We start from the raw sequence: 17,690 nt of genomic DNA on the forward strand, positions 1-17,690 counted from the left end.
GCTGGAGTCCACCGAACTGGTGAGCGTCAGCTGCGGCACCAGCACCGGGACGGTCTTGGCGCAGCGCGGGTCGGAGCCCCCGGCAGGGCAGTTGCTGCCCGCGGTGGTGGAGGTGATCGTGTTGACCAGGCTCCTGTCGCCCGGATCCGGCGACCGCACGGTCACCGAGTACGTGATCGTCGCGGACGCGCCCGCCGACAGGCCGCCGCTCCAGCTCAGGACGGGGTTGTTGTAGGTGGCCGTACCCGAGGTGGCGGTGACGTCGGCGTTGTAGGTCGCGTCGTCGAGCACGCCGGAGAGCGAATCGGCGAAGGCCGCGGACGGGTACGAGGCCGTGCCGGTGTTGGTGACCGTGACCGTGTAGCGGACGGTGTCGCCCGGGGAGGCCGACTGTCTGTCCGACGCCGTCGCGATGGTCAGTTCGAGCAGGCCCACGGAGGCGCGGCAGCGCGAGTCGGCGGTGCCGTCCACGCAGTTGGCGCCGAGCGTGGTGGACGTCACCGTGTTGGCGAGATCGCCGTCGCCGGGGTGGGCCTGCCGTACCGTCACGGAGTAGGTGATGACGGCGACCGCGCCCGGGGCGAGGGTGCCCGTCCAGGTCACGTTCGGGCTGGCGAAGCCGGCCGTGCCCTGGGTGGCGGCCACGTCGCCGTTGTAGGTGGCGTCGTCGAGCACGCCCGTCAGCGGGTCGGTGAAGGTCGCGCCCGTGAACGTGCTGGGCCCGGTGTTGCTGACCGTGATCGTGTAGTTGACCAGACCGCCCGCCGCGGCGGCCGTGGTGTCGGCCGTCTTGGTGATGATCAGCGGACCGGCGCCGACGGTCAGGGTGGCCGCCCGAGTGTCGCTCTGGTTGTTCGCGTCGGTGACCTTGATGGTGAAGGAGTAGCTGCCGGCCGTCGTGGGCGTACCCGACAAAAGACCATTCGACGGGTTCAACGTCACGCCCGGCGGCAACGCGCCCGAACTCACCGACCAGACGAACGGACCCGTCCCGCCGGAGACCGTCAGCGGGTTGTTGTACGGCACGCCGACCTGCCCGCTCGGCGGCGGAGGAAAGGTCAGCGCCGGGCTGGCCGCGACGACGATCGTCGCCGCCCTCGTGTCGCTCTGGTTGCTGGCGTCGGTGAGTCTGACGGTGAAGGAGTAGCTGCCGGCCGTCGTGGGCGTACCCGACAAAAGACCATTCGACGGGTTCAACGTCACGCCCGGCGGCAACGCGCCCGAACTCACCGACCAGACGAAGGGCGCTGTGCCTCCGGTGAAGGTCAGTTGGTTGCTGTAGGACACGTTCACCTGTCCGCTCGGCGGCGCGGGGAAGGTCAGCGTCGGGTTGGCGTTGGGCGTGACCACGGTGGAGGGCAGTGAGGCCTGACCGGGGCCGGCCGCGTTAACGGCCGTCACCGTGAACGTGTACGCGACACCCGGCGTCAGGCCGGTGACGGTCTGGGTGGTCGCCGTTCCGGAGAAGGTCTGCGGGGTCTGCGCGACTCCGTTGATATAAGGCGTCACCACGTACGAGGTGATCGGGCTGCTGCCGTTGGCGGGTGCCGTCCAGGTCAGGGTGGCCGAGCCGTCCCCGGCGGTGGCCGCCGTGATCGTCGGCCGGCCCGGCACCGTGTACGGCACGACCGCGTTCGACTGCGGGCTGGCCGCGCTCGTGCCGATGGCGTTGATCGCGGCCACGGTGAAGGTGTAACTGCCACCGGCCGTGAGACCGGTCAGCGTCCTGGTGGTCGTCGAGGCGTTGAAGGTCTGCGGCGTCTGCGCGACCCCGCCCAGGTACGGCGTCACGACATACCCGGTGATCGGGCTGCCGTTGGCGCTGGGAGCAGTCCACGTCACCGTGGCGCTGGTGACGCCCGCCGTCGCCGTCGGCGCGGCCGGAGTGGCGGGCGTGTTGGTGTAGACGAAGTTCGCGGCACCGGCGACGCCCGTCGTGACGACGGTCACGGTCACGGTCTCCGCCGACGAGCGGGACGGCATTGAGGAGATGCTCAGCGAGCCGTTGGCGTTGACCGTGAAACAGTTCGGCGCGGGCCCCGACTGGCAGGGCAGCAGGACGACCGGCGTGCCGGCGCGCTGCTCGGCCACCGTGCCGATCTCGATGGCCTTCGCCCCGGTGAAGTTCGAGCCGCTCACCGTCACGGCGACCCCGCCCGAGATCGTGCTGGTCGCGGGGCTGAGGGTGATGCCGGAAGGGGCTGCCGGGATCGTGCCCGCGGTCGTCGTCTGCGCGATGCCGGGATTGGCGTCGTTGGAGGACGCGACCGCGGTGGAGGACGACTGGATCAGCGCGGGCGTCACACTGCTGCCCGTGACGATGCCGATCACGTTGAGGACGGGCAGTGTCGTCCCGGCGGCGAACGGCGTGGAACTGTTGGTACAGGTGATCTTCTGGCCGACCGGCGCCTGGCACGTCCAGCCCGTCCCGAACGCGCCCACCGGCACGACACCCGCCGGCAGCGTCTCGGTCACCGAGATCGGCAGCGTCTCGTTCGCTCCCGAGGCGCTCACACTGGCGACCACGCTGTAGGTCACCGGGTCACCCGGCTGCGGCGACGAACCGTTGAAGCTCGTCTGCGTGACCGACAGCTCCGGAACCGGGTTGAAGCTGGTCACCTCGACGTCGTCGATCTCGTGGAAGTCGGTGATCGCGCCCGTCGAGCCCACCCAGCCGAACGCCAGCTGACGCGGGATGCCGGCGGCGTTGGTCCAGGTGGTCGACGGGTAGAGGGTCGAGGGCACGGCGGGCAGCGTGCCGTCCAGCGTCCTGGCGGTTCCGCCCGGCGGCGTGAACACCAGCTTGTACGTACCGGCCGCGACGGTAAGGCCCGACGCGGTGACGATGCTGCTCGCCGTCGGGTTGATGACGATCTCGACGGGCACCTTGGAGTTGCCGCGGTTGGTGCCGCGCAGGTTGACCGCCGCCGAACTGGTGTTCGTCGCGGTGCTGTTGATCGCGCAGTAGCCCACGGTACCCGCGCCCGGACCGCGCACCACGACCTGTCCCGGCACCCGGCCGCCGGTCGTGCTGATGTACGCGGGATTGGCGCAGCCGCTTCCCTGGTAGGTGCTGTTGCTGAAGTTCCCGTACACGTCGAAGCCGAAGCCGAGATAGGCGTTGGCCAGGCCCGCGCCGCCGCCCACCGCGGAGTAGCCCAGCGCGCCGCCGGCGCGGCCGATGTTGGCGGGCGGCAGCGGGTTGGCCGGATCCACCGCCGCGACCACGAAGGTGAGGCCGTCGGCGCCGCTGGAGCCGCCGTACTGGTAGGCGTTGAACTTCACGTCCAGTCCCTGCGAGGTCGGCAGGCTGGTGGCGCCGAAAAGGCCGCCCTCCTGGTTGGTGGAGTTGGCCGTGAGCCGTAGCGCGCCGAGGCCGGCGGAGTCGGTGCTGGTCGTGCAGCTGCGCAGGCCCGAGCTGGAGGTGTTGCCGCGCGCGGACAGACAGGCCACGTTCGTGCCGGCCTGGCCCGAAGGCAGCGCGGGCAGATTCACCGGGTAGGCGGCGTCCGCCGTGTTGTTCTTGAACGACTGGACGAAGAGCGTGGTCCCGGCCGCGTACGCGTACCGGGGGGTCAGGCCGGTGAGGGACGCGCCCAGCACGCCCATGGTGACGACCTGGGAGACCAGGCGGCGGGCGTCAGACATCGGCCCCGCCGTCGTTCATCGCGGCGGCCGCGGTGAGGACCCGGGCCCGGTAGCGACGCCGTACGAACCAGGCGAGCAGCAACAGCACCAGCAGCCCGCCGAGCAGCCCGCCGACCAGATGCACGGGAAACACGACGATCCGCACGGTACGGGCGGAGCCCGCGATCGACACCGTGGCATGGCAGACGCACATCAGCGGCGGGTTCCAGTCGAGGCTGACCTCGCGGGTCGCGCCGCGGACCACGGTGAAGTCGGGGAAGGGCACCTCGGAGCCGCCGACCTCGGCGTGCAGCCGGGTGGGCCCCCGGAAGTCGCGGTGCACCGTGCCGAGGCTGCGGATCCGCGCCGCGATCGGCACCGGCCCGCCGAGGACGAACTCGGGAGCCTGAAGCCCGGCCACCTCGACCGAGCTGTCGATCACCCCGGGAACGGTGACGAAGACCGGCGTGGCGATACCACGGTTGATCTTGATGTTCGCGCCGTTCTCACCCGCGGGGACCTTGAAGATCAGCGCGAACTGGTGGTCGCCCGGCTCCGGGACCGGCGGCACCTCCACCCGCACGGTCACGGTCCTGGTCGCCCCGGGAGCCATCCGGACGTTCGTCGGCGCCACGGTCGCCCACGCCGCCGCCGCGTACGGAGCCTGCGGCTGGAAGTTCAGCGCGCCGTTCTCACCCGCGACGAAGTCGGCCTTCTCCACGTTCACCTCGAACGGGGCACGTCCCCGGTTGGTGAGCTGGAACCGCTGCGTGGTGGCTTTCGCCCCGGCCGGGATGACCAGGCGGGTGGGGCTCACCTGCAACGAGAAGCTCGGCGGCCGGCCGGGATCGGCCAGGGCCGGGGTGCTGGGCCAGAGCAGGCACATGACCGTGCCCATGGCGAGCCGGCGCCGCCCGGCGCAGGGCCGAAAATGATTGTTCAAGTGAGACGCTCCACGGGTGATCAATCCCAGAACGTATCCACTTGATCACCAAGAGTTGCGCCAGGAAGCGGTCGTGGATTCCCTTCGGTAGACCTGGAAAAGGTTTTAGCTCGGAAAGTTTGGCTCTAAGTCAGGGTTTGCGCAGATCACGGCGACTGGCGGAGATTCTGCTTCTTTTCTGGTTTGACCTCATCCGCGCGAGTGATTCTGGCGTGTCAGGCCGATGCGGCGGGGGCCTTGGGTGCGGCGCTCTCGGGCACCGTCCCGTACAGGAGTCGCAGGATCGCGTCGGTGAGCGTGTCGAGCAGTTCGTCCTCGGTGTACTCCTCCGGGTTGGCGTACGCCTCGGAGAACATCATGATCCGCAGCTTGATGACCATCGCCGCGAGCAGGGCGGGCGGCCCGCCCACGGTCAGGCCGGCGCGCGCGTCGCGTTCGATGCGCCGGCTCACGATCGAGCAGCCCTTGGCGTTGAGGCGCTCGCGGACCTCCAGGACCTCCGCTCCCGGGTCGGGGTTGGCGAGGGCCTCGCGCAGCCACCGGCCGTCCACGCGCCACCGGCCGAGCGCGCCGGCCAGGCCCTGGCGCAGCGCCTCGCGGTCGAGGCCGTCGGAGGCCAGCCATTCGGCCATGTCCTGGTCGTTCTGGCCGATGACCTCCTCGCAGAGGGCCGCGAGCACCGCCTGCTTGGACTCGAAGTAGAAGTAGAAGCCCGACCGGGCGATGCCCGCCGCGTTCGCCAGTTCGTCGATGGTCACCTGGCTGAACGGCTTCTCCCGGAAGAGGGCGCGGGCGGCTTCGAGCAGCGCGCGCTCCCGTTGGTCACCCTTCGTGGGACCCCGGCGGCTTCCGATGGCGGGCATGGCAGCAGTCTACCGAGACGTCACCTACGATCGACGTCGCATCCTAAATTTTCGACACAGTGTTGAGAACTATCGACCAGCTGTCTACGCTCAGCTGGAGCAACCCTTACGAAGGAGTCGTCATGTATCAGGGCGCGCACGCGTCGCCGGCCTCCCGTTTCGCGCTGCCGGTCGCGGCCTACGGCGTCCTGCTGGTCTCCGCGCTGCAGACGCTGGTCGTGCCGGTGGTCGCGAACATCCAGGCGGACCTGGGCGTCTCGGCCACCGCCGTCAGCTGGGTGGTGACGGCCAACCTGCTGGCCGCGGCCGTCCTGACCCCGCTGATCGGCCGCCTCGGCGACCTGCGGGGGCGACGCCCGGTGATGCTCGGCGTGTTCACCGTCGTCCTGATCGGCTCTGTGCTCGCGGCGACGACCACGGACCTGACGCTGCTGCTGCTCGCGCGCGTTCTGCAGGCCTCCAGTTTCGGGCTGTTCCCGCTGGCCATCGGCGTACTCAGGGAAGAGCTGCCGCCGAGCCGCCTCACCGGCGCGATGGCGCTGGTCAGCGGCATGCTGGCGGTCGGCGCCGGGGTCGGGCTGGTGATCACGGGCCTGCTCATGCGGTCCGGCGGCGACTACCACCAGTTGTTCTGGCTGGCGACGCTGCTGACCGCGGTCGGGCTCGCCGGAGCCTGGATGTTGCCGCAGCGGAAGGCCGTGGCCGGCGGGCGGATCGACTGGATCGGCGCGGTGCTGCTCGGCGCGGGTCTCGTGCTGCTCCTGCTGCCGCTCCAGGAGGGCAACACGTGGGGCTGGGCGTCGCCCGGAGTCCTCGGGCTGCTCGCCGGCGCGGTCGTCGTCTTCACGGTCTTCGTGCTGGTGGAACGGCGGATCGCGCAGCCGCTGGTCAGCATGCGCATGCTCACCTACCGCCCGATCGTCCTCGCCAACGTGGCCGGGCTGTTCCTCGGCGTCTCGATGTTCGGCGTCTTCCTGTCGGTCTCCTCCTTCGTGCAGACCCCTCCCGCCATCGCCGGGTACGGCTTCGGCGCCACCGTGCTCACCGCGAGCCTCGTCTACCTGCTGCCCGGCACCGCGGGAGGAGTCGTCACCGCGCCGCTGGGCGGACGCCTGGTCACCCGGTACGGCGCGAAGGCGACCCTGGTGCTGTCGATGCTGCTGGCCTTCGCGGGATTCCTCATGCTGGCCGTCCTGCATTCGGCGCCGTGGCAGGTCGTCGTCGGGACGTTCACGGTCAACACCGCCGTGACGTTCGGGTATGCGGCGCTGCCGACGTTGCTGATCGAGCATGTGGGGCCGTCGGAGACCGGGATCGCCAACAGCGTGAACTCCATCGCCCGGTCGACGGGCATGACGCTGGGCACCGCGTTCGTCGTCACGATGCTGACGCGGAACCTCATCCCGGGTCTGGAGCGGCACGTGCCGCACGAGTCGCAGTTCGTGATCGTGTTCGTGGTCGTGGCGGTCAGCATGTTCGTCGCCGCGGTGCTGGTCGGGTGGGGGTTGCCGCGTAACCGGCGGGCTTCCGGGGTGACGGCGGCCGAGGTCGAGGCGGAGGACGTGCTGGGGGCGGCCGGGCTCGACGTGCCGGTGGAGTTGGCGGGCCGGCAGCGAACCTCCTGACAAATACCGATTTATCGCCAAAAATCTTTATTTGCGTGAAGGGTTGTCTTTGGGAGGTTGATGTTGGTGACAGTCGCCCCTTAATGGGTAAATCCACCGAGAACGCGCATACGGGGGCGTGTCATCTATTTGGGGGAATAATGGGTGGCCGGTGGATATGTTCGGCGGTTGGGTGGGGGATGGTGTTGCTCTTCGGCGGCTGGACGCCGGCGTACGCCTCCGAAGGGCCATCAGAGAGTTCTGGCGGGGAGGAAATCGGCTCAACGTCAGTCAAGGTGACGGTACGGGTGCTTCCACCGAGGGGTTCGGGTGAGAGTGGCCCGTCTGAGCGGCATCCGCGATCGTCAGAGGGCGGACAGCCCTTCCAGAAGGGCTCGTCAGAAAACGGGCGACCCTTCGAAAAGGGCTCGTCCGGCCGATCGCACCACTACGACCCCGGAACTCCTGACCAGGGCCGTTCTCGCTTCGGAGGCGGTTTCCGCCAGCACCACCCGGGTGACCCACGATCGTTCGGCGACGGCTCATCCACCTACGAACCCGGCGCCCCACGCTCCCGAGGCTTCGACATGCTGCCCTTCACCGGCTCCGACGAACGAACCCTCGCAATGGCGATATCCGGCGGCGTCGTCGTCATCCTGGCAGGCGGCATGCTCGTCCTAGCCTCCTCCCGCCGAAACGACATCTGAGCCTTACAAACGACGACGGCAGCTATGAGAAATGGCAGCGGGAATATCCGGCCTTAAATCTGTACAGGATCGGCAAATCTGTACAGGATCGGCCAGCCTCTCTCGGCGCCGGTGCGGCGAGAAGCATCACCTGCGTTAACGGCGCCGGATAACGGCGAGAACCCTTTCCGATAACCCGGCCATGGACCAGGCGATTGGGGACGCCTCTGACGTTCCCAATCGCCTGATCCAGCTCAGCCGTCCAGCTGTCGACTAGAACGGCCAGCCGGCCGAGTTCCCCGTCTCCAGCAGGGGGATGAGCTTGAAGGTCGCGTCCGACATCCCGCCGAACTCGTGCCGGTTGCCGCTCCCCGTGCGCATCGCCGCGTGCCGGTAACCCTGCAGGTTGAAGCCGTACATCGGGATGTGCTGGGGAGCCGCTTCGGTGACGTTGCCGCCGTACCCGCTCATGGTCTGCATGTCGGACAGGATCACGACGCGGTCGTGGCCCTTGTAGGTGGCGCGGACGGAGTCACCGATCTGGGTGCCGTGACCCACCTCGCCCACCCTGTCGCAGAACTTCTCGACCTCCTTGAGGACGGAAGCCCTCTTGCCGATCTTGTGCCGGAAGACGCCGGTGGCGAAGCCGTACAGGTCGACCTGCTCGCCCTTGGCGGCGAGGGCGACACCGAACAACGCCGCCGCCTGCACCGGGCTGATCGTCGACCTGGCCGAGATCGCGCCCGTGCTCATCGAGCCGGACGTGTCCACCAGCACGAGCGTGCGCCCGCCGAACGCCGGCAGGTTGCCGGTCGCCAGCGTCAGCGCCCGGTCCAGCGCGTGCCCCCAGCGCAGCGACGGAGCCTGCTGGTAGGCCGAGTAGAACCGGAACGGCAGCTGCCGGGACCGCGCGACCTCGTCCGGAGCCGACAGCTTCGCGATGACGGCCGCGGCGGCCTCGTCGCCGACTCCCGCCTCGTCGAAGTTCCTGAGGTTCCTCAAAAGTGCCATATACCCCATCGACGGGATGATGGCCTCCCACGCCTGGGCGTCCATCGGACCCTGCAGCCAGCCCGCCAGCGACTCCCACGTCATCCCCGCCGAAGCCAGGCGCGCGGTGTCGATGAGAACCGTACGCCGCTCCTCGACCGGCAGAGCCAGCAGCTCGGCGCGGGCGCGAAGCATGCGCAGCGACTCCGGGATGGGGTTGTCCCGCCCATGCCGCCGGTCGAGAGCGTGCGCGAACAGGTCGCCCTGCCAGCTCACCTTGCCGGCGTCCGGAGCCGGGTGCACCAGATCGATGACGTCCGCGAACCGGAAACCCCGGGACTCGCCGTCGTACTTGGCCAGGTTCCGCTCGGTGTAGAGCCGCCGCACCGCGTCGGCCACACCCCTCTTGACCGGCTTCGGAATGGTACGGCCATAGCGCGACATCCAGTAGCCGAGCGCCTCACCCGGCTCGTCCGCCCGCTGAAGCACCCCGGCGACCAGCTCCCGGTTCCCACCGTGCCGACCGGCGGCAAGGCGAGCCCGTACGGACTCGAGCGCCGCGACCACCGGCGCGGACCGCATGTTCGCCGTCCCGCGCAGCCACGGCAGGAACCGCGACATCCAGTCGAGGTCCTCCACGGCCACCCGGTGCACGAGCTCACGGAACCGCGCGTCCCGCGCGTCGGCCTTCTCGTAGAAGGTGTCCTCGCCCACCATGTTCGACACCGCGAGCAGAAAGAGTTCGCCCTTCGCGTCCCGTACGAATCCCGGCGCACCCTCGTGCGTACGCCCGGTCGGAACCGCTTCCGTGGCAACCGGGCTGAATACGGCCGCCCGGGTGTTGCGAGAATTGAACTTGGACATGTCGAAGGCCCCCTTCCACTCGAATGGAGGGGCTTATGACAGAAGTCGTACCCGAGATCAAAGGCGGCGACGGACACAGCGCTCTGCCAACTGAGCTACGCCCGGCGGGAGGGCCGGACGGCAGGACTCGAACCTGCGACCACTCGATCTCAATTCGAAGGAACCGTTGCCTGCGCACCGGGCACGCTTCTGACATCGTGCCCCTCCGAGATCACATCGCATGATGCACCGGAGAGATGCATATGAAGTTGTGCTGAAAGTCTCAGGCCGCAGAGGTCAAAGGCAGCGCCGGCACAGTTTCTATTGGAAGGAGAAGTAACCGGAACTTTCGCACCTGCAGCACTTCCTACGTTATCCACCCACGCGCGAAAGCACATCTGATTATTCGTGGATAGGGTTTCCCGGAATCGAGCCGTGGCTATGCGGGCCGCGCGCGCCTAGCATGGGCGGGGTGGACGGCCTGTTCGAGCGTGGACGAGAGCTTGACGAACTCGACGCCCACTTCGTGCGGGTCACCGCAGGAGAAGGCCGCCTGGTGGTGGTCGAGGGGCCCGCGGGGATCGGCAAGAGCCGGCTGCTCACTGAGATCCGCCGCCGCGCGGAGGGTTCCATGCGCGTGCTCTCGGCCCGGGGCAGTGGGCTTGAGGGAGAGTTCGCGTTCGGCGTGGTCCGCCAGTTGTTCGAGGCGGAGCTGAGGGGTCCGGAGCGCAGGGAGGCGTTGCTCGCCGGTGCGGCGGCGCCGGCAGCGGCGATCTTCGGCGAGCTGGGGTCCGGCGCGGACGGCGGGGGCGCCACGTTCGCGTCCCTGCACGGGCTGTACTGGCTCGTGCTCAACCTGGCCGAGGACGCGCCGCTGCTGCTGGCCGTGGATGACCTGCACTGGTGTGACCGGCCGTCGCTGCTGTTCCTCGCGTACCTGGCCAGGCGGCTGGAGAGCCAGCCCATCCTGCTGCTCATGGGTCTGCGGGACACGGAGCCCGGCACCGATCCCACGTTGATCGGCGAGATCACGCACGACCCGGGCGCGATCAGGATCCGCCCCCGGCCGCTGACCGGGTCCGGCGTGGCGGAGTTCATCCGGGATCGCCTGGGCGTGGCGCCGGATGACGGGTTCCTGGCCGTCTGCCACGAATCCACTGGAGGCAATCCGCTCCTGCTCAGCCAGCTGGTGACGGCGCTGCGCAGCGAAGGCGTACACCCAGATGCCGGAAATGTCGGGCGGGTGACGGCCATCGGGCCCCGGGCGGTGTCGCGTACGGTCCTGCTGAGGCTTGCCCGCCTGCCGGCCGACGCGCGGGCGGTCGCCCAGGCGGTCGCGGTGCTGGGCGACGGAGCTGGCATCCCGGCCGTGGCCAAGCTAGCCGGGGTCGAGGAGGCACGCGCGGCCGACGCGACACGCGGCCTCGCCCACTCCGACATCCTGCGCCCGGAACTCCCCCTCTCCTTCGTCCACCCCCTGGTACGCGACGCGATCTACCACGAACTCTCCCCCGGCGAACGCGAACTCCAGCACGCGCGGGCGGCGGCGCTCCTCCGCGACCACGCCGCACCCGCCGAGCAGGTGGCCGCGCAACTCCTGCACACCTCCCCGCGCGGCGAACGCTGGGCCGCCGACCTGCTGCGGGAGGCGGCGCGCGACGCGACGCACGCCGGAGCGGCGGACAGCGCCGTCGCCTACCTGCGGCGCGCGCTCGACGACATGCCCGCGGGCCGGGACCGGGGACGGCTGCTGCTGGAACTCGGCGCGGCGGAGGCGTTCACGAGCGGCCCGGCCGCGGCGAAGCACCTGGCCCTCGCCTACGAGGAGTTACCCGACCCCGCCTCCCGCGCCGCCGCGGCCGGCCTGCTCGGCAGGGCCCTGCTGTTCCTGGGCCGCCCCGAGGAAGCCGGCGCGATCGCGCTGCGGGCGGCGGGGGAACTCCCGGACGACCTGGCCGACCTTCGCATGGGCCTCGAAGCGCTCGAATTCATGACCATTATCTTCATGGCGGGCGACCCGCAACGCCTGTCGCGGCTCCGCCCGTACCGGCACCTTCCCACGGGAGGGCCCGGCTCGCGCATGCTCGCCGCCATGGCCGCGTGGGAGGCGGTCTGCACCGACGGCGACGCCTACGAATGCGCCGCGCTGGCCCTCGCGGCGCTCGCCGACGACCACCTCAGGACGGCCGATCCCGCTCTGATCGTGTTCGCGGCCATCGTCACCCTCGTCATCACCGACCGCCCCGAGGTGACCGACGTCTGGCAGCCGTTCATCGCCGACACGCACCGGCGCGGTTCCCTGTTCTCGGCGGCGTCGATCCACCTCTGGCACGGCTTCAGCCACCTGCGCCGCGGCGACCTGGCCGCGGCCGAGGAGTCGCTGCGGGCGGCCGAGGGCCAGTTCACGCTCTGGGGCCACGCCGACGACTCCGTCGCCATCTGCCGTACCTTCCTGGCCGAGGTCCTGCACGAGCGTGGCCGCTCCGCCGACGTCTCCTCCCTTCTGGTACGCCTTGGAACGGTCGATCCCGGAAAGAACACGACAGGCTGGTGGCTGGGCACCCGCGCGGTCCTGCTCCTCGCCGACGGCCGGGCGGAGGAGGCCGTGGCCGTGGCCGACGCGCTGGCGGCGTACAGCGAGGCCATCCCGCATCCGGGCAGGCTCTGGTGGCGGTCGATGAAGGCCGAGGCGCTCGACCGGCTGGACCGCAGGGCGGAGGCGGTCGAGCTGGCCCGGCAGGAGCTGGAGGTCACGCGGGCGTTCGGCGCGCCCGGGTCGCTCGGGCGGTCCTTACGGGTGCTGGGCACGCTGGAGCGGGACGAGGATCGGCTGCGGGAGGCGGTGGCCGTACTCGAAAGGTCCACGGCGCGGCTGGAGTACGCGAAGGCGCTGGCCGCGCTCGGGTCCACGCTCAGACGGGCGAAGAAGCCGACCGAGGCGCGGGAGCCGCTGCGGCGCGCGCTGGAGGTGGCCAGCGCGTGTGGCGCGGAGCGCCTGGCCGAGCAGGTCCGGGCGGAGTTGCACGCCTGCGGGGCCCGGCCGCGGCGGGACGCGCTCAGCGGGGTCCAGTCGCTCACGCCCGGAGAACGCCGCGTCGTGGACCTCGCCGCCGCCGGGCGCACCAACCGCGACATCGCCCAGGAGCTGTACGTGACTCCGGGGACGGTGGAGGTCCATCTCTCCAACGCGTACCGCAAACTCGGGATCCGGTCGCGGTCCGAGCTCGACCGCGTGCTCACCGCGGCGGTCGCGAGCATTTCCTAGGGGTCTGTTAGAGGTCGTCGCTCGAAATCTTTGGGGTGCCTGTACGGGAACCGCCTCGATGCCCGCCTGTCCACCGTCGCCGGATGCTGGCGGAGACATCGAGCGAAGGGCACTTCAGATGACAATCACCGATATTTCCCGAGGTCTCGGGCGTGTGGTACGGCCCGGCGACCCCGACTGGGACGCCGCCCGCGGAACCTTCAACCTGCTGATCGACCAGCGGCCCGAAGCGATCGCCTTCCCCGCCGACGACCGCGAGGTCGCCGCCGTGATCGCGTACGCCCGCCGGCACGGCCTCCGCGTCGCCGCCCAGGCCACCGGCCACAACCCCGGCCCGCTCGGCTCCCTCGCGGGCACCCTGATCCTCAACACCTCCGCGCTGACCGAGGTCTCCATCGACGCCGACGCCCACCGCGTCCGCGTCGGCGCCGCCACCAAATGGGAGAAAGTGACTCCGCGTCTCTCCGAACTCGGCCTCGCCGCCCTCCACGGCTCCTCGCCGGACGTGGGCATCGTCGGCTACTCGCTCGGCGGCGGAATCGGCTGGCTCTCCCGCAAGTACGGCATGCAGGCCAACGCGGTAACCGCCCTCGAAATGGTCACCGCCGAAGGGCACCTGATCCGTACCGACCCGGTCCACGAGCCAGACCTGTTCTGGGCGCTGCGTGGCGGAGGCGGCAACTTCGGCGTCGTGACCGCGGTCGAGTTCGCCGTCTACCCGCTTCGCGAGCTCTACGCCGGCGCGATGTTCTTCCCCGTCGAGCGGACCTCCGAGATCCTGCACGCCTGGACGGACCTGCTCCCGTCCCTCCCCGACGAGATCACCTCGTGGGCCACCGTCCTGCACTTCCCCCCGCTGCCCACCGTCCCCGAACCCTTCCGTGGGCGGTCCTTCGTCATCGTCATGGCGGCTTTTCTGGGCACCGAGGCCGACGGGCGCGAGCTTCTGCGGCCGTTACGCGGGTTGGGCCCTGAGATGGACACGTTCGCGATGCAGCCGCCGGTGGGGCTGAGCGAGCTGGCGATGGATCCGCCGGAGCCGCTGCCGTACTGGACCACGACCGCGCTGGTGGACGAGATGCCGTCGGCCGTGATCGAGGAGGTGGCGCGGATCTCGGGGCCCGGATCGGCGCTCACGATGGTGCAATTCCGGCACATGGGCGGCGCTCTCGCCCGTCCCGAGCCCGGCGCGGGAGCACGGGCGACCCTGCCCGGCACCATCATCGCCCTCGGCCTCGGCGTCATCCCCGTCCCTGAGGCCCACCCGGCCGTCATGGCGGATCTCGACGCCCTTTCCGCCGCTTTCGCCCCGTACCGCGTCGGCGACTACCCGAACTTCGTCGAGGAACCAGCCGACGTCGGCGCCTTCTTCGACCCGGAAACCTGGAACCGCCTCCGCCGCGTCAAGGCCCTGTACGACCCAGAGGACGTGTTCCGCGGCAACCACCACATCCCGCCGGCGTAGGCGTTCGCTCTCCCGCCGGATTGTCAGTCCGGCATGGCAGGATCACCGGCGTCGGATCAGGGTGCGGACGGGAGGCAGCGGTGCCACGCGACAAAGGCTGGGGCCACGCATCCGCGAGCGACCTGGACTTCTTCGCGGATCTGCTGATCACCGGAACCGTGCTGGGGCTCGACCACACCAGCACGCTCGCCGAGGTCGAAGACACGTTGGGGCACGACCGCCGATTCGCCGATCTGGTCTGCGACTTCGGGCTGGTCGAGTTCGGCTGGTGGCGGAAGCGGTCTGAAGACGACTGGGCGGTCCTCTACTTCGGGGCTCAGACGCATCGGTTACCCGGCTTCACCGAGGACGAGCCTGTTGAGGACGCCCTGGTGAGGCACTACGGGCCGTTCCGGCAGTGGCTCGATCTTGATGAGGTGCTCCATGCCGGCCTCTGCACCCCTCGCCCTCTGGACCCCTCCGACGTGCGGTTATCCCGCCGCCTCCGTAACCAGATCCACACGATCCAGCCCTGCCTCGCCTTCGTCACCTCTCCCGCGTTGATCGAGGAGATGCGGTCCTGGGTCGGGCTCAAACGATCCCTGTTACGCCCATTACCTCGAAGCGAATCGGTGGCGCTGCGGTTGTCCGGCCGGGATCAGCAGATCTTGTAGCCGAGCTTCGTCGCGCTGTAGGAGCAGGAGTCCACGAGTTTGCCGGAGGCGTTGCGCAGGTATCCGGTGTCCTTGTCCTGGTTCCAGATGTAGGCGAATGTGTTGCCGCTTCTGCCCCAGAAGACAGTGGTGGAGGTGTCGGTGCCCTTGCCGGTGCGGAGGGTGACCGTCTTGCCGGCTCGGAGGGTGAAGGCGTCGAAGGTGTAGATGTGGTCGGACCGCTTGGTCTTGTCGCGGATGGTCCAGCCTTCGAGGCTGATGGCCTTCTTGGTCAGGTTCTTGATCTGGATGTACTCACCGTTCAGGCTTTTGTTTCCGCCGTAGTCGGGGGAGCCGGGCGAGTCGTAGTAGATCTTGGTGATCTGGACGGCCGGGGCGGCGGCGTGAGCGGGTTCGGCGATGGCGACCACGGCGGCGGCGAGTACGGCGGCTAAGAGGAGAGATCGGATACGCACAGGGTCACTCCTGAGGTGAGGAACGATCCAACGGATCCTATTGATGCCACTAGATATGCATTGTCCGCTCCTATATCGATTTGATATCCGATAGGGATTCTTCTGCCCATTCGTTTCTGGCGACTGTGGTGCGGCGGGGCTGGATCACGCGGGGCTGGATCACGGAGCTTCGATGGGCAGGCTGTCGAAGTGCCCGAGCGTGGGAATGTCCACGTCCACCGTCACGGCCGTCTCCGGTACGTCGACATAGGTGTTGTAGAAGAAAGCCGTCTCGCCCTTCTTCCACTCCTTGTCGTAGAGCGGCGAGCACAGGCATCCGTTCTGGTTCGCCGTGGCGTGCCTGCGGCCGTTGGCGGTGTCGATCAGCACGACGCCATCGGTGCTGAACTGGAAAGGGCCGTTCCCCGACTTCCCGAAAACGTTGCCCGGCCTCCACACGCCGGCGGGGTCGGCCGGCTCGTACTTCACCGACCATTTGACCGTCACCGTCTTACCGGCCCGGCGTAACGAGTCGATCTGTACGTCCAGGCGGTAATCGGCCCCGGACACCGCCCGCTGGGCCAGCGGACCGTCCTTCGTCTGGTCGAACACCCCGCCCGGCCGCAGCACGACCAGCAGCAACACCGCCGCCACCGCCACAGCGGCAAGAACCGCCGTGGCAGCGAGCCACCACTTCCGCTGCCGCCGCATGCGCAACGCGCCGGCGGCGATCTCGGTCGCAGGTCCTTCGACCGGGCTCCAGATGTCGTTGACGACCTCGGTGGCGGTCTCGATCGTCACCCTCTCCCGGCCGAGCAGCCGGTCCAGGAGCTGCTGCGCGGTAGGACGCCGAGCGGGATCCTTGTCCAGCGCCCGCTCCACGAGCGGCCGTAACCGCTCATCGAGCCCATCCAAACGCGGCGCATTGTGTACGACCCGGTACAGCAACTCGGGCGCTCCACCGACCCCGAAGGGCGATCGGCCGGTTCCCGCATAGGCGATGATGCCCGCCCAGGCGAACACGTCGCTCGCGGCGGTCACCCGCTCCCCCGTGGCGTGCTCGGGTGACATGTACGCGGGAGTCCCGATCACGGACTGGGTGGCCAAGGTATCGGCAAGTTGTGCGATACCGAAGTCGATGACTCGTGGGCCGAGCGGGCTGAGCAGAATGTTCGAGGGCTTCAGGTCGCGGTGGATGACGTCGGCCTGATGGATGGCGACGAGCGCTGTGGCCACACCGACGGCGAGCGCCTCCAGGTTGGCGCCGGTCATCGGGCCCTGCGCCTCGACCACGGCAGCCAGATCAGGACCCTCGACATACTCCGTCACAAGGTACGGCTGTCCGTTGTCCACCCCGGCGTCCAGAACAGGCGCGGTACAGAAGCGCGCCACGCGCCGTGCCGCTTCGGCCTCTTTCTGGAAACGGCGCTGGAAGTCCGCCTGGGTCGCCAGCTCTGGACGCATGACCTTCAGGGCGACCCGACGGCCCGATGCGTCGTTCGCCAGGTAGACCATGCCCATGCCGCCTTCGCCCAGCCGGCGTACGAGGGTGTAGGGGCCGATGGTCCTCACGGGCGGTACGGAGGCGTCGACATTCATGACGGCCACCCTTCCGGATCTCCGGATCGCTCGCAATTGAACCTTTTATCCCAGTGAGAGTCGTACGGGTGAGCCGGTGACGCTGGGACGGGCGCCCTGACGCCTGGCGAGGTGGACTCCGGCGGCTCGGGGCCAGGGCACTGGAGACGAGGGCGTCACTCGCGTCGAAGAGTCCGAGTTCGCGTACGTCCTGTGATCAGCGCGACGGTGTTTAATCGTTCTTTGGCTGAAATTTCAGGCGATCTACCCCGCTGTGCAAGCAATTTGGGCGAAGCGAGATCGGACAAATTTCATTCGTATGCCCAATTACGGATATATACGACTTCGAGACGGTTTTCCTGGGGTCGTACCATCACGGCCCGAGGATTTTGGTTCGAACTCGCTCGAAGGGCGCATGCCATGGCGGTCTATGCCTACCGGTGTCCGAACTGCTCTGAAATCGAGGTCGTTTTTCCGATAGGCACCGCATCCGCTTCGGCGTCATGCCCAGACTGCGGCGCGACCTCGGTTCGGGTGTTCTCGGCGCCGATGCTGGCACGCACTCCGACCGCCTTGTCCGCCCAGCTACAACGCGCGGAGCGCAGCGCGTCCGAGCCCGAAGTCGTCACGTCCCCGCCGAGCCGGCGCGGCGGACCCAAGGTAGGCGTCCATCCGGCCACCAGTCGCCTGCCGCGGCCCTGACCGTCTCTGTCTCCGCAGCGCCGAAAGGAATCCCGCC

12 protein-coding genes and 1 tRNA gene are annotated in these 17,690 nt (G+C 69.1%); 6 read left to right on the forward strand and 7 right to left on the reverse strand.

Annotated elements, in window-relative coordinates; translation table 11 throughout:
• From Aph01nite_RS34645 to Aph01nite_RS34655, 3 genes are all read right to left on the reverse strand, one after another.
• On the reverse strand, positions 1-3,648 hold a 3,648-nt coding region (locus tag Aph01nite_RS34645; RefSeq protein ID WP_204045279.1), incomplete at its 3' end, for a DUF7927 domain-containing protein.
• Complete coding sequence (locus Aph01nite_RS34650; RefSeq protein WP_204045280.1) at positions 3,641-4,570, reverse strand: molecular chaperone; 930 nt, start codon at positions 4,568-4,570, stop codon at positions 3,641-3,643. The genes Aph01nite_RS34645 and Aph01nite_RS34650, both read right to left, overlap by 8 nt.
• 215 nt (positions 4,571-4,785) lie before the next feature.
• Entirely contained in the window at positions 4,786-5,433 is a 648-nt protein-coding gene (locus Aph01nite_RS34655) for a TetR/AcrR family transcriptional regulator (protein ID WP_204045281.1), read from the reverse strand.
• Positions 5,434-5,555: 122 nt separating this feature from the next.
• Between Aph01nite_RS34655 and Aph01nite_RS34660 the strand changes: the two genes are divergently transcribed.
• Both Aph01nite_RS34660 and Aph01nite_RS34665 read left to right on the forward strand, forming a co-directional pair.
• Complete coding sequence (locus tag Aph01nite_RS34660; RefSeq protein ID WP_204045282.1) at positions 5,556-7,058, forward strand: MFS transporter; 1,503 nt, start codon at positions 5,556-5,558, stop codon at positions 7,056-7,058.
• Between the two features lie 566 nt (positions 7,059-7,624).
• Positions 7,625-7,744: an LPXTG cell wall anchor domain-containing protein gene (locus tag Aph01nite_RS34665; protein WP_204045283.1), complete on the forward strand. Its 120-nt coding sequence runs from the start codon at positions 7,625-7,627 to the stop codon at positions 7,742-7,744.
• Between the two features lie 252 nt (positions 7,745-7,996).
• On the opposite strand, the gene Aph01nite_RS34670 is transcribed toward Aph01nite_RS34665, so the two are convergent.
• Together Aph01nite_RS34670 and Aph01nite_RS34675 are read right to left on the reverse strand one after the other, a co-directional pair.
• Entirely contained in the window at positions 7,997-9,577 is a 1,581-nt protein-coding gene (locus Aph01nite_RS34670) for a TROVE domain-containing protein (RefSeq protein ID WP_204045284.1), read from the reverse strand.
• A 112-nt stretch (positions 9,578-9,689) separates the two neighbouring features.
• Positions 9,690-9,758 (reverse strand) — tRNA-Ser (locus tag Aph01nite_RS34675).
• 270 nt (positions 9,759-10,028) lie between these two features.
• On the opposite strand from Aph01nite_RS34675, the gene Aph01nite_RS34680 reads away from it, so the two are divergent.
• The 3 genes from Aph01nite_RS34680 (at position 10,029) to Aph01nite_RS34690 (ending at position 14,939) form a co-directional block, all read left to right on the forward strand.
• Complete coding sequence (locus Aph01nite_RS34680) at positions 10,029-12,821, forward strand: ATP-binding protein (protein ID WP_204045285.1); 2,793 nt, start codon at positions 10,029-10,031, stop codon at positions 12,819-12,821.
• A gap of 118 nt (positions 12,822-12,939) precedes the next feature.
• Positions 12,940-14,286: an FAD-binding oxidoreductase gene (locus Aph01nite_RS34685; protein ID WP_204045286.1), complete on the forward strand. Its 1,347-nt coding sequence runs from the start codon at positions 12,940-12,942 to the stop codon at positions 14,284-14,286.
• Between the two features lie 80 nt (positions 14,287-14,366).
• Positions 14,367-14,939, forward strand: a complete 573-nt coding sequence (locus Aph01nite_RS34690; RefSeq protein ID WP_204045287.1) for a hypothetical protein — start codon at positions 14,367-14,369, stop codon at positions 14,937-14,939.
• Here Aph01nite_RS34690 and Aph01nite_RS34695 read toward each other — a convergent pair.
• Positions 14,924-15,394 (reverse strand): lamin tail domain-containing protein, encoded by a 471-nt coding sequence (locus Aph01nite_RS34695; RefSeq protein WP_204045288.1) that lies wholly within the window; start codon positions 15,392-15,394, stop codon positions 14,924-14,926. The two genes, Aph01nite_RS34690 and Aph01nite_RS34695, sit on opposite strands and share 16 nt — an antisense overlap.
• Positions 15,395-15,553: 159 nt before the next feature.
• The gene (locus tag Aph01nite_RS34700; RefSeq protein WP_204045289.1) at positions 15,554-16,972 is read right to left on the reverse strand and encodes a serine/threonine-protein kinase; all 1,419 of its coding nucleotides are present in this window, start codon (positions 16,970-16,972) and stop codon (positions 15,554-15,556) included.
• A 399-nt stretch (positions 16,973-17,371) separates the two neighbouring features.
• Between Aph01nite_RS34700 and Aph01nite_RS42335 the strand changes: the two genes are divergently transcribed.
• A complete protein-coding gene (locus tag Aph01nite_RS42335; RefSeq protein ID WP_204045290.1) occupies positions 17,372-17,653 on the forward strand; it encodes an FmdB family zinc ribbon protein in 282 nt (93 codons plus the stop codon).
• Positions 17,654-17,690 lie beyond the last annotated feature (37 nt).

The organism is Acrocarpospora phusangensis (assembly GCF_016862995.1).
Taxonomy (GTDB): domain Bacteria; phylum Actinomycetota; class Actinomycetes; order Streptosporangiales; family Streptosporangiaceae; genus Acrocarpospora; species Acrocarpospora phusangensis.